Here is a 12,870-nt window from a genome sequence, read left to right on the forward strand (position 1 = left end):
ATCACTCTACTGCAGCGTCTATTGCTAGAGTTCCAGCGACTGCTCCGCCGGCTGATCTGGGAAGTGGGACCAGAGGAAGTCCGTGGCATTAGTCAGTTCCGCGAGCATCGGAACGATATGGTTAATGCCCGTCTTCGGTAGCACCGGTGAAGTCGTGTTTTCGACGTACTCCAGATCGGTGAAGCCGAGATTCAGCCAGGCATCGCGCAGCTTGCGAACCTGGTTGATGGGGATGATGTCATCATGCTCACCCGAGTAGAGGTATACCGGCGCATTGGGGACGAAGTTGCCGACGCGCTGGCGTGCGAGTTCCTTCTGCACCGGCTCGTAGCGCTTAATCATCTCGCTGAGCGACTCACCGCTAGTCGTGTACTGGTCAGTGGTTTCAAAGGAGTGATGGAAACCCAAGCCACCCGCGCAGTAGTTGCCTACGTTGTCCAGCAGTTCTTTGCCTTCGGGGCTGATTTCTTCCTTGAGGACTCGGCGCAGCTCCGGATCCTTATCCAGGACAGAATTGATTGCCAGTGCAATCGCGGCGGTCAGCGTAGTGCCATCAATCTGGTCGAGGACGTTTGCGAGATCGGACGGCGGGCCGCCGGCGGCAGATGCGGCGACGTTGAGCTCAGGAGCGTAGACACTTGCACGCTCAGCGGCTGCAGCGGCTGCGGAGCCACCCTGGGAGTAGCCATAAATTCCCACGGGCGCATTTTTGTCCACGCCGAGCTCGTGTGAGGCAGACACGGCATCAAACAGCGACTGTGCTGAGGCGATGTTGTCGACATAGTCCTGATTACCCTGGGAATTGCGGTGGTGGTCGATCATCACCACAGTCGCGCCTCGCTTCAAGTTCGCGACCATCGGAATCGTCTCGTATGGAGCAATAATGTCCAACGGGCCGAACTCAATCTTCAGGCCGGTCTGTGAGGAGATTGATGGGTCGCACTTTTCCGCGCCACCCTGCGTGCCCGGAGCGATTGCCACGACCGGACGCGGACCGCTGCCCTTCCACTCCGTCTTCGGAGTCACCACAAGGGCTGTGTCCACACTGGGATTGCCGAGGGAATCCGTGGAGTTGTAGTGAATACGCTTGGCATCCACATTCCACAGCTTGTCGTTCACCATCATCTCGGCATCCTCGCTGCTGACCAGCGTGCCGGCATTTGCCGTGCGCGACGGGGTCAGCGGCAGAGAATTCAGCGGCGAGGCTGCGGCCACGCGTGCCTGTTCCGGGGTCAGCTGCCTACCTGCGTCCTCGCTGTCAGACTCCTCATCGTCCTTCTCGATGCCGAGTAGCCTTTCCATATTCGGGTTCGGTACATGGCCGAAACCAGGCAGTTCGCGGTTTGCGCTTGACGACGACACCTTATCCGCCAGCCCACTATCCGATAGGCCTGGGATGTTTAGTGGCTGTGCGTTTGCAGGTGTAGCCAGGCCGATGGTCATAAGACCTGCTAGCGCTACCCCGATTCCCGTTCGGATGGTGCGACGGTTTCGTCGTGAAGCAGAGCGTGTCTGTGTCGAGGCACGGCCGGTGCCGACGGTGTCGTGTGCCTCGTGCGTGAGTGCCTCAGCGTCGTGATGTGGCATGAAATCTCCTGAATAACCCCAGATTGAAAACCCAATGAAAACTTCCCTTAATTCAGAGGAAGTTAGGTTATGAAAACAATAAAGTTTTAAAAAGGTAAATCGGTGGATTTTAGTGAAGAATTTGTATGTTTTTCGCGGAGGGGTATCAAAACTCCACTTCAGAAGGGTTTCGTTGGGCTGGAAAGGAGTCGGATAATGTGCCCCTGTTTTCGGGGGCTCAGCTCTGTGTGTGTTTGCGTATTCTTGAGAGTATGACTGCATCTGATCAAGGAACCCGCACTCGTCAGGACGGTTGCCCCGGCAGCCGCAAGGTTCATATCGCAGCTGATGGCGCAATTGGTCGTCTGCGCTTCCCCGGAGGCTTTCTCCCCGCGCCGGGCTTCGCCGTACTCGCCGATTTGGCCGAGAATTTCGGCGACGGTGATATTCACTTCACTTCCCGCGGCAATGTTCAGATCCGCGGCATCACCAACACCGGCGCATTCGCCGATGCCGCGGAAGAAGAGAAGCTGGTTCCCTCCACCAGCCACGACCGCGTACGCAACGTTCTTCAGTCGCCGCTGTCCGGTCGCGTCGGCGGTAAAGCTGATGTGCGTGACCTGGTTCAAGAGTTCGACAAGGCTCTCATCGCGGAGCCGTCGCTGGCAACACTGCCAGGTCGCACACTCATGGCTTTCGACGACGGCCGCGGTGACGTGCTCGGTGAGCGCCCCGACTTCGGCGTTGTCGCCCACGATGAGGGCACGTTCGAACTCATCATTGGCGGCGCGACCTCGGGGCTTGTCGTCCCGCGTGACGACGTCGTGGAGGCTCTCATCACCACAGCGAAGGTGTGGAATGACAGCCGTGGTTCAGCCTGGCGCATCGCGGAAGCCAATGCGGCCGAGCGCATTGCCGATGCCGTAATCGAGGAATTGGGCGCCCGAGTCCGTCGCCAGGAGCCGACCCCGGCTGAGAGCTTTGATGCCACCGCCGGGCTTTCCCGCCAGATCGGTTGGATTGACCAGCCGGATGGCCTGGTTAGCCTGGCCGCTGGCCTGCGCTTTGGCGTCCTCCCGGCGCGTCTGGCCCGTGCGATCTCGCACACGCAAGTTCCTGTGCACGTCACTCCGTGGTACTCGCTGATTCTGCACGATTTGGAAGAGGAAGTTGCCGAACAGGTCGTCAAGGTATTGGCGCCCAATGGCCTGATCTTCGACCGGAAGTCCACCTGGCTGCGCGTCAGCGCCTGCACCGGACGCCCCGGCTGCAAAAAGTCTCTGGCTGACACCCGCGGCGATGCTTCTCACGCAATTGCCGATGGCCGACTGCCCGAGGGGCGCGTGCACTTCTCCGGTTGTGAGCGTCGCTGCGGCAAGCCCAAGGGCGGTTACTTCGACTATCTCGCCACCGGGGACGGAGAATACGAAGTCACTGCTGTGGACTAGGCTTTAAGCCTATGAAGCGCTTTGAGTACAACACCGACGGTGCGGATATTTACCGTAACTCGTTTGCCATCATTCGCGAAGAAAGCGATCTTTCCCGCTTCGATGCCGATGAGGAAACCGTCGCTGTCAGAATGATTCACGCAGCAGGTCAGACCGACCTGGCCAAGGACATCGTCTTTTCCACGGGAGCTGTGCGCGCAGCTCGCCAGGCTCTCGAGGAAGGCGCTCCTATCTTCACCGATGTCAACATGATCGCCTCGGGTATTACCCGCAAGCGCTTACCTGCTGACAACGAGGTCATCTGCCTGCTGCGTGATGAGCGCGTCCCCAAGCTGGCTCAAGAACTCGGCACCACGCGCACTGCTGCCGCCGTGGAGCTGTGGAAGCCACGCCTAGAGGGCGCGGTTGTCGCCATCGGCAACGCTCCCACCGCCCTCTTCCACCTGCTCAACCGCATTAATGAGGGCTCCTTCCCCATGCCCGCTGCCATTTTGGCCATGCCAGTGGGCTTCGTCGGTGCCGCGGAATCAAAGCAGGCCACTATCGACTCCGGTGCCGAAAACCCAGAGCTGAAGTACATCACCGTCACCGGCCGTCGCGGTGGCTCGGCTATCACCTGTGCTGCCCTCAATGCCATTGCGACCGCAAAGGAGATCATCTAAACCATGTCCGGCTCCTACAGTGCTCAGCCTGGTCATCTCTACGGCGTCGGACTCGGTCCCGGCGACGCAGGTCTCATTACACTCCGCGGTGCCGACATCATCCGCACAGCCGATGTCATCGCCTACCATGCAGGAACTCACGGACGTTCCACGGCGCGCTCAATCGCCGCCGAACTGATTGACGCGCGTGACGACGCTGCCGTGGAAGAGCAATTGCAATACCCGGTGACCACCGGGCGCCCAGTCGACTACCGCGAGCAGCTCGCCGGTTTCTATGCAGAGGCCACTGCTCGCCTGCACAAGCACTTGGCCGAGGGACGAAGTGTTGCAGTTCTTTCGCTCGGTGACCCGATGCTCTATAGCTCGTACCAGCATCTGCATCACGCCCTCAGCGAGGACTTTCCCACTGAGATTGTCCCTGGAGTGGCCAGCATTACTGCGGCGGCAGCAGAGATTGGTCAGCCGCTCGGCGAGGCTACCGAAATCGTCAGCGTTGTTCCCGCCACCGCTGATTCCGAGCGCATCGCTGCGGTTCTTGACGCCTCAGACTGTGTAGTCATTATGAAGCTGGGGAAAAACGTTGAGAAGGTTCGTACAGCGTTGCAGTCCGCAGGCATGCTCGAGCGCGCCTACGTTGTCGAGCGAGCAACCATGAATGAGCACACCAGCTACCCGCTGGCCGATGCAGACCCGGAGAAAGTTCCGTACTTCGCAGTAGCCGTCGTGCCTTCCGCTGTCTACGGAACTGAACGGAGTGTTTCTGGGGCGCCTGAGCCAGCTAATGATGCGGCGAGCGATACAGTCACCGATACGGCGACTGAGTCGGCTGCCCCAGCAGTTGGTGAAGTCGTCGTTGTCGGCCTAGGCCCGGGTGCGGAGCGCTGGACCACCCCAGAAGTCACCGAGGAACTGGCCCGAGCCACGGATCTGGTTGGCTACTCCACCTACATCAACCGGGTTCCTGAGCGCGCCGGGCAACGCCGCCACCTCTCAGACAACCGCGTAGAGGCAGAGCGAGCCACTATGGCGCTGGATATCGCCAAGCGTGGAGGTCGAGTTGCGGTGGTCAGTTCCGGTGACCCGGGGGTCTTCGCCATGGCGGCCGCAGTGCTGGAAGTCGCTGATGACGATATGTGGCGAAACATTCCAGTTCGAGTCGTGCCGGGCATGACTGCTGCTCAGGCTGTCGCAAGTCGAGTGGGTGCTCCCCTTGGCCATGACTTTGCGATGCTCAGTCTCTCCGACAGGTTGAAGCCCTGGGAGGTCGTCGTTAAGCGAGTGCGTGCCGTAGCCGGAGCAGACATGGCATTTGCTGTCTACAACCCGGCATCCAAGTCGCGGAGATGGCAGATCCGAGAGCTGCGAGCCTTGGCCCTGGAATACCGCGAGCCGACAACGCCTGTGATTGTGGCACGGGCAGTTGGCTCGGAGCAGGAAAACGTTACCGTGACCACGTTGGCGGAGTTCGATCCGGATGTCGTCGATATGCGAACCATGGTGATTATCGGTTCGTCGTCGACGAAGGCGTATCGTGCCGGCAAGACCACTCGGGTCTACACCGCACGCCACTACGGTGAGGGCGGCACCAGCGGAACTGGCGAGTTGCTGCCCTAGCCGCTACGCTCGGCGGATGACGGCGTTGTACGCCTCATCCACCGTTGTGGCGACGGTGGCGATATCCGCGCCGGGCAGCTGTGGGCGCTGCACGATAACGACCGGCTTCTTCAGGTCGCGGGCTGCCTCAATCTTGGCGTAAGTAGCAGCACCACCGGAGTTTTTGGTTACCACGCAGTCCACGGCGTAATCCCGCATGAGCTTGCGCTCCGCTGCGACGTCGTAAGGCCCACGGCTGAGAATAATCTTCCGATTCTTCGGCAGCGGCGGGGCGGGCTGTTCCACGCAGCGAATGAGGTAACGGCCGTTGGAGTCACCGGTAAATGGAGCAAGCTGCTGACGGCCAATAGTGAGAAACGGGCTGTAGAAACGGTCGGCAACAACGTCCGCGGCCTCCTGCATGGAGGACACCTCAATCCAGTTGTCTCCTGGCTGCTTCTCCCACGCAGGGCGATGCAGCGCAACAAGCGGAATACCGGTGGCGCGGGCAGCTTCAGCAGCAGATTCGCTGATCTGTTCTGCATACGGATGCGTGGCATCGATGATGACTTCAGTGGCATCGGAGATGAGCCACCGAGTCAGTCCTGCGGGACCGCCAAAACCGCCAATGCGGACATTGCCGACGGGCAGCTTCGGGTTAGAAACGCGACCGGCCAGTGAAGAGGTGACAAACCAGCCCTCGCCCACTAAGCGCTTGGCCAGGGCGCGGGCTTCAGCAGTTCCACCCAGAATTAGTGCACGCATGGAATGGTCCGTCCGTGTTCATCGCGTGGACGATCATCGCTGTAGAGGTAGCTATCCGGGAACGCCTCGGCGGTGAGCACCTTGCCGACAATGATGACAGCCGTACGAGTCACACCTGCATCCTTGACCTGCTGCGCGATATCAGACAGCGTGCCGCGGAGAATAACCTGTTCCGGACGGGATGCGAAAGCCACGACTGCCACCGGACCGTGCTCACCATAATGCGGGGTGAGCTCCTCGACCACACGATCGATGTCGTGGGCGGCCAAGTGAATGCACAGAGTTGCGCCCGTGCGGCCGAAGTTCTCCAGGGTCTCGCCCTCCGGCATCTTGGAAGCGCGCCCGGAGATACGAGTCAGCACCACCGACTGGCCAACAGTTGGCACCGTGAGCTCGTGGCCCAGAGCGGCCGCCGCCGCGGAAAATGCCGGCACACCCGGAACGATTTCGTAGTCAATGCCGAGCTCGCTGAGACGACGGACCTGTTCTGCCAGCGCCGACCACACCGACGGGTCGCCGGACTGCAGGCGTGCGACATCCTTGCCCGCCGCATGCGCTGCCTGAATGGTTTCGATGATGGTATCCAGCGGCATTCGCGCGGTGTTGATGATCTCTGCGCCTTCGGGGCAGTGTTCCAGCACCTCAGGCGGGACAATCGATCCCGCGTAAAGGCACACTGGGCAGGAACGAATAAGCCGGTCCGCGCGCAGCGTCAGCAAATCCGCTGCCCCCGGGCCTGCACCGATGAAATACACAGTCATTGTGAGTTACAGAGTCCTCAATATTTTCTAGACAGAGAAATTACGTCTATGGTAGCGCAGGCTCTACTGGCTTCTCCGCCACCCACTGCACCACCGGCAACGTAGGGCGCCACGCAGTGAAACTGCCGACTGCACCTGCGCGCTCCACGGAAAGCCGGGTGACATCCCCGCCATAGTCGCGACGCGCCTGCCACAGCAGAGCCTCCGACTCCAGCGTCACGGTGTTTGCGACGATGGTGCCTCCCGGGGCAAGGCGTTGCCAACAGGTTTCAATCATTCCGTCAGCAGTGAGACCTCCGCCGATGAAAATGGCATCTGGGCGAAGATTCGAGTCCGCCAACACCGCTGGTGCCGCTCCGCGGTGGACGGTCACATTGCCAGACAGAGCCGCCACATTCTTAGCAATTCGCTCTGCACGAACAGCATCGCGCTCGAAAATTTCCGCACGTCCGCCGTGCCGAGCCCACTCAATGCCAATCGACCCCGTGCCACCGCCGACATCCCACAGCAGCGCTCCCGGCCGCGGATCCAACGCAGCGACCGTCATTTGGCGAATCGGCGCCTTCGTCAGCTGGCCATCTGAATCAAAGTCACCGTCGCGCAGCCAGCCGCGCGCGCTTCCCGACGGCTCCACCGCCAGCACCGTGAGGTTGCCAGCTGGAACTGGTGGGTTCGCCACCGTGCCTGCGGCAACGGACTCCGGCAGCCCTGTAGCTTCCGTGCCGCCGAGATTGGTCAGCGCGGTGAGCTTGGTGTCTGGGCGGTCGGCTAAAACCGTAGCGACCTCTTTCACTGAGTCCGCGTTTCGGCACAGCACCAGGAAGGGCCGTAGTGAATCCGCTACCGGTACGACACGCGCGGCACCAGGTAGCCCCGGCTCGCCTGTCACCAGCGAAATCACCGGAGTGTCATGCAAGGGCCAGCCGAGGTAAGCGCAGGCCAATGAGGCTGACGATGGCGCTGGAATAACCTCCACGGCGCCACGGCCGAGCTCCCGGACCAGGGACACGCCGACACCGTGGAACATGGGATCGCCACTGGCGAGGATGACATCGACTGCGGGGTCAATATCTGCCAGGGTGGCCCGCCAATCCTTCCAGAAGCCACCTGGCCAAGGTGAGAGGTCGGCGTCCAGGTTGACGTCGGCAAGCAAATGGAGCTGACGGGGAGAGCCAATGATGCGGCGAGCCGACGACAACGCCTCGACAGCGCGGGCGGATAGGCCAGGGTACCCGTCGCAGCCGATGCCGACGACGCGAAGCTTTGGGCTCATCGGGGCATCTTCCGCCAAATCCAGCGCGGAGTCAGATGTGTGGCGCGTGCGAGCAATGCCAATTTACGCGGCACCCAGACGTGGGGCTTCCGACCGTCGAAAGCAGTGACGGCGGCCTCCGCGACCTCGGCGGGGCGCGAGGACATCGGCGCTGGCTTCATGCCTTCGGTCATGCGGCCGATGACGAAGCCCGGCCGGACAATCGTCAGCTGAATATGGCTCCCGCGCAGGCGGTCCTGCATGCCCTGGAGGAAACCATCGAGACCGGCCTTCGCCGAACCGTAGACGTAGTTGGCGCGGCGCACGCGGGCACCTGCGATAGAGGAAAAGGCCATGATGCGGCCCGCGACCTTATCGCGCACAGGCAGCGTGCCGGAGGCGATGTCGGACTCCATGCGCGCGACAATCTCAGTGAGAATCGATGCCTGTGCTGTGAAGTCGGTATGAATGACTGCCGCAGCAGCCTCGCCGGACTCCTCACACTTCCGTTGATCACCGAGGATACCGAACGCGACAATCACCGTGTCGATGGGACCGTGCTGCCAGGCGTGCTCGACGAACTGGCGGTGTGCCGCGATGTCATCGGCATCAAAGTGGATGCGGTGCACCGCGACGGCACCGGAGTCGATGAGCCGACCGGCAATGCCGTCGAGCGCCTCAGTGCGGCGCGCAGCGAGCGTGAAGGTGTTGTGGTTGGCCAGTCGCGCGGCAACTTCCCCGCCGATCTCGCTGGTGGCACCAAGAACGAGTACGTGTCCCATGCGCTAGAAAATACCTTTCCTCTAAACCTCGATTAGACGGTAATTAAATCGTGCGGACCATTATTGACCGATTCTCCGCCGTCTTCGGTGACAACGATGATGTCTTCCAGCCGCATACCGAACTCACCCGGCAGGTACACACCCGGCTCCACCGAAAACGCCATGCCAGGCTCGAGCTTGAGCTCATTGCCAGCCATAATGAACGGCTCTTCATGCGTGGACAGGCCAATGCCATGACCAGTGCGGTGAATGAAGTACTCGCCGTAGCCCGCAGCGGTGAGGCTATTACGCGCAATCGCATCGATCTCTGCAGCCGTCACACCGGGGCGCACCGCCGCCACGGCAGCTTCCTGCGCCTTGCGCAGAGCCGCCCACGCTGCAGCTTCCTTCTCCCCCGGCTTGCCGACGACATAGGTGCGCGTGCAATCGGAGTGGTAGCCAAGCGGCAAGGTGCCTCCGATATCGACGACCACCACGTCACCTTCCTCGATGACGCGGTCGGAGAAATCGTGGTGCGGATTCGCGCCATTTTCAGCGGAGCCGACAATGACGAAGTCAATGGCGACGTGCCCCTCCTCCAGGATGGCAGCCGAGATCTCGTCGGCGACCTCGCTCTCAGTGCGACCTGCGCGCAGCATGCCCGGCACTCGAGCGTGAACGCGGTCAATAGCGGCGCCGGCCTCGCGCAACTGATCAATCTCAGCGGCGTCCTTGCGCATGAACAGTTCCTTCAGAAGGTCTCCGGCCAACACAGTCTTGGCTCCGGTGAGATCCTGGATAGGAATCAAGTGGTCAGCGGTCAAAGAGGCTCCCACTGCGAGGGTGCCCACGTGGCCCACCAAGTCGGCGACAATGCGGTGCGGATTCTCTCCGTCTTCCCACAACACCACATCGGCGTTGAGATCACCGATTGCACACAGCGGCAGATCCCCGCGCTCCACGGCGGGCAGTACCAGTGTGGTGGTGCCGGATGCAGTGACCACCAGCGCCGTCAGGCGTTCATGCGAAGTGACCGCAGAACCAATGAGATACTGCAGGTCAGCGCCGGTTCCAAAGACTGCAGCGTCTGCATTGCGGCTGCGGAGAAGCTCCGCAGTGCGATCCAGACGCTGCTGATAGATGTCAAAGCTAAAGATACCGTTGCTCATAGTTGCCAACTGTACCCGTCGGCCTGTGCCCGTCGCCGGTTGAGTGGCCTCGGGGCGGCGAGGCTTCGGCTGACCAACGTAACCGGCAACTAATTGTTCAGCGCCACTACGCCCCTGCGAATCGCCTGAATAGCTTCGGCGGAATTGTCGCGAATCTCCGTGGAGTAGCCGGTCTTCTTAATCTGCTGCAACAGATCAATGACCTGACGGCACCAGCGGACAAAGTCGCCCGGGGTCAGCTCCGCGCCGCTTTCGGCCGCTGCCTGCAGGCAGTACCCCAACGGTGCGCCCGCAGTCCACTGATGAATCGCCGTAGCAAAAGCCATATCCGGCAAGTCCGTCAGCGGCAGCCGGTAGCGGCGCTCATCCTCCGACAGTTCCTCCCAAATGCGATAAGTATTCCCCAGCGCCTTGGCCAGCGGCTCGGTCGGCACCTCGTCACTGCCTTGGCTGGCCTTGCGGTTTTCAAAGACCAAACTCGACACCGCACCGGCCAGTTCCGCGGGGTCCAGATCATCCCAAATACCGCGGCGCAGACACGTGGCCACCAGCAGATCCGAGCCGTTGTGAATCTGCGCCAGCCGCAGGCCTTCCTCGGTAATTGTCGGCTCCGCGCCCTCCGGCCATTCGACGTAGTCCATCTGTGTTAGCAACTGCAGCATGCGGTCGAATGTGCGCGCTAACGTATCCGAGGCGGAATCGACGCGCTTTTGCAGCTTGGCCACATGCGCCTCGGCCTGCCGTAGCGTATCGGCGTGACGAGCCATCGTCTCCACCGCAGGATCGCCATGTAGCGGATGCTCGCGCAGCTCCTGTCGCAGCTTCCTCACCGCCGGCGAGTTGCCACCAGTGCGACGCTTCAGCCGCTTTGGTCCCTTTAGCCCCTTGCGGCCAATCTCTGCGCGCACAATTCCGAGCGCACGTCGCGGATGCCGGTCCGCATCCCGAGGCAGCTTAATCGCGCCGACCGTCTGCGGCGCCGCTGGGAAGATATGCGGCTCTACACGCCCCACGAACCCGCCGACACTGATGACACCGGGACGTGGATTCGACTTCGAATGGTCCTCTCGGTACACGACCGCCAGCTGCACCTTCTTACCCTTCGGCAGAGGAATAACCTCGCCTCGACGGAGTCTGCGCAGCGCGGTCACTGTTTCCGTGTGGCGGTCTTCAATATTGCGGCGCTTGGCGTTCTTCTCCTCCTGGGTCAGCTTCGCGCGCAGATCCAGATATTCAAGCATCTGGGTCAGGCGCTCGTCGTCACGCGAACTGCCTTCCTCGCTTGACGACGACCCCTCAGCCTCCGCCCCTTCAGCGTGCGCGTCGGCTCCCCTGCCGAGCAGTTCCGCACGCAGGGCCGCGGCTTCTTGCTTTGCCTTGGACAGTTCGGCGGCGACTCCGACGATGTCGCCATCCGCCTGGAACTGTGCGAATGAGCGCTCCATGACGCGCTTCGAGCCGTCGTAACCGAGCGTCTGCAGGAGGTTGACGCTCATGTTGTAGCTCGGCGCGAAGGTGGAAATCAGCGGGTATGTGCGCGTAGATGCCAGCCCTGCGACAGCCTTCGGATCCATTGCCGGGGCCCACTGCACCACTGCATTGCCGACAGTGTCAATACCGCGGCGGCCAGCGCGACCGGTCATCTGCGTGTACTGACCCGGCGTGAGATCCACATGTGCTTCGCCGTTGAACTTGACCAGCTTCTCCAGCACGACCGTGCGGGCAGGCATGTTGATGCCCAGCGCAAGCGTCTCGGTGGCGAAGACAACCTTGACCAGGCCTTCGTTAAAGAGCTCTTCCACAATGTGCCGGAACGCAGGCAGCATGCCCGCATGGTGCGCCGCAAAACCACGGATGAGAATGCGGCGCCAGCGCAGGAAACCGAGAACCTGCAGATCTTCCTTCGGAATGTGTGCAACACCGTCATCGATAATCTTGGCGATGCGCTCCTGCTCATCCCGGTCAGTGAGCTCTGCGCGCGTAGCACCGACCTGCGCCAGCGCGCCTTCGCAGCCCGCGCGGGAGAAGATGAAAACGATCGCGGGCAGCATGTTCATGGAGCCGAGCATGCGGATAACATCGCCGCGCTTCGGCGGGCGGAACTTGCGCTGCCCCTTATCGCCCCAGCTATACGAGCGTCCACCGCCCTTGTGCTTTTTGTACTGGTAGCGCTCCCTGGCCCCAGCGTCGCCGTAGCCGAACTCGGCACGACGGCACGCCTCCAACAGGTCCTGATTGACCTTGTCCGACTTCGCCTCGAAAAGCGGATAGAGCCGGTTTCCCACCAGCATGTGCTGATGCAGCGGAACCGGGCGCAGATCCGTGACAATGACGTCCGTGTGCCCGCGCACCGTGGACAGCCAGCGGCCGAACTCCTCGGAGTTGGACACCGTCGCGGACAAACCGATGACGGCCACGGACTGGTCGAGGTTCAAAATAACCTCTTCCCAGACAGCGCCGCGCTCGCGGTCTGCGAGGTAGTGAATCTCGTCCATCACCACATGCGTGAGCCTCTTCAGCGTCGGCGAGTCCGCATAAATCATGTTGCGCAGCACCTCGGTGGTCATCACCACGATGTCCGCGTCGCCATTAATAGAAGTGTCGCCAGTGAGCAGGCCTACGCGGTCCTCGCCGTAGTCCTCGATTAGGTCGTGGTACTTCTGGTTGCTCAACGCCTTGATAGGTGTGGTGTAAAAGCACTTGCCACCGCGCTCAAGAGCTGCATAAATAGCGAATTCGCCAACAATGGTCTTGCCCGCACCGGTGGGTGCACAGACGACAACGCCCCGCCCTGCCTCAATTGATTGGCAGGCGCGGAGCTGAAAGTCGTCAAGATCGAAATCCTGTTGGCTGACGAAATCGCCGAGAAGAGTCATGCCTCTAGAGTGTCATA

The 12,870-nt window shown here is 61.3% G+C and carries 10 protein-coding genes; 3 read left to right on the top strand and 7 right to left on the bottom strand.

Going from position 1 to position 12,870, the window contains the following annotated elements; translation table 11 throughout:
- Positions 1 to 24 precede the first annotated feature (24 nt).
- Positions 25 to 1,587: a lipase family protein gene (locus tag HMPREF2751_RS01575; RefSeq protein WP_070595221.1), complete on the bottom strand. Its 1,563-nt coding sequence runs from the start codon at positions 1,585 to 1,587 to the stop codon at positions 25 to 27.
- A gap of 251 nt (positions 1,588 to 1,838) precedes the next feature.
- On the opposite strand from HMPREF2751_RS01575, the gene cobG reads away from it, so the two are divergent.
- From cobG to cobJ, 3 genes are read left to right on the top strand one after another with little or no spacing between them, the layout of a single operon-like run.
- Complete coding sequence (cobG, locus tag HMPREF2751_RS01580; protein ID WP_070595224.1) at positions 1,839 to 3,014, top strand: precorrin-3B synthase; 1,176 nt, start codon at positions 1,839 to 1,841, stop codon at positions 3,012 to 3,014.
- A gap of 11 nt (positions 3,015 to 3,025) precedes the next feature.
- A complete protein-coding gene (locus HMPREF2751_RS01585) occupies positions 3,026 to 3,676 on the top strand; it encodes a precorrin-8X methylmutase (protein WP_048734062.1) in 651 nt (216 codons plus the stop codon).
- Between the two features lie 3 nt (positions 3,677 to 3,679).
- Positions 3,680 to 5,290 (top strand): precorrin-3B C(17)-methyltransferase, encoded by a 1,611-nt coding sequence (gene cobJ / locus HMPREF2751_RS01590; RefSeq protein ID WP_070595226.1) that lies wholly within the window; start codon positions 3,680 to 3,682, stop codon positions 5,288 to 5,290.
- Positions 5,291 to 5,293: 3 nt separating this feature from the next.
- On the opposite strand, the gene HMPREF2751_RS01595 is transcribed toward cobJ, so the two are convergent.
- The 6 genes from HMPREF2751_RS01595 to HMPREF2751_RS01620 all read right to left on the bottom strand — a co-directional run bounded on the left by HMPREF2751_RS01595 (position 5,294) and on the right by HMPREF2751_RS01620 (position 12,853).
- Positions 5,294 to 6,034 carry a cobalt-precorrin-6A reductase gene (locus HMPREF2751_RS01595; protein ID WP_070595229.1) on the bottom strand — a complete coding sequence of 247 codons (741 nt, stop codon included), beginning with the start codon at positions 6,032 to 6,034 and terminating at the stop codon, positions 5,294 to 5,296.
- On the bottom strand, positions 6,022 to 6,795 hold the full coding sequence (gene cobM, locus HMPREF2751_RS01600; protein WP_016422807.1) for a precorrin-4 C(11)-methyltransferase: 774 nt from the start codon (positions 6,793 to 6,795) through the stop codon (positions 6,022 to 6,024). Before cobM ends, HMPREF2751_RS01595 begins: the two co-directional genes overlap by 13 nt.
- Before the next feature lie 46 nt (positions 6,796 to 6,841).
- Positions 6,842 to 8,068, bottom strand: a complete 1,227-nt coding sequence (locus HMPREF2751_RS01605; protein ID WP_070549296.1) for a bifunctional cobalt-precorrin-7 (C(5))-methyltransferase/cobalt-precorrin-6B (C(15))-methyltransferase — start codon at positions 8,066 to 8,068, stop codon at positions 6,842 to 6,844.
- The gene (locus tag HMPREF2751_RS01610; protein WP_049193518.1) at positions 8,065 to 8,829 is read right to left on the bottom strand and encodes an SDR family NAD(P)-dependent oxidoreductase; all 765 of its coding nucleotides are present in this window, start codon (positions 8,827 to 8,829) and stop codon (positions 8,065 to 8,067) included. The genes HMPREF2751_RS01605 and HMPREF2751_RS01610 overlap by 4 nt, the downstream gene beginning before the upstream one ends.
- A gap of 32 nt (positions 8,830 to 8,861) precedes the next feature.
- Entirely contained in the window at positions 8,862 to 9,977 is a 1,116-nt protein-coding gene (locus HMPREF2751_RS01615; RefSeq protein ID WP_053093005.1) for a M24 family metallopeptidase, read from the bottom strand.
- 89 nt (positions 9,978 to 10,066) lie between these two features.
- Positions 10,067 to 12,853, bottom strand: coding sequence for a DEAD/DEAH box helicase (locus HMPREF2751_RS01620; protein ID WP_049193517.1), 2,787 nt, complete (start codon positions 12,851 to 12,853; stop codon positions 10,067 to 10,069).
- Between the last annotated feature and the right edge of the window lie 17 nt (positions 12,854 to 12,870).

Source organism: Corynebacterium sp. HMSC063G05, assembly GCF_001810555.1.
Taxonomy (GTDB): Bacteria; Actinomycetota; Actinomycetes; order Mycobacteriales; family Mycobacteriaceae; genus Corynebacterium; species Corynebacterium jeikeium_D.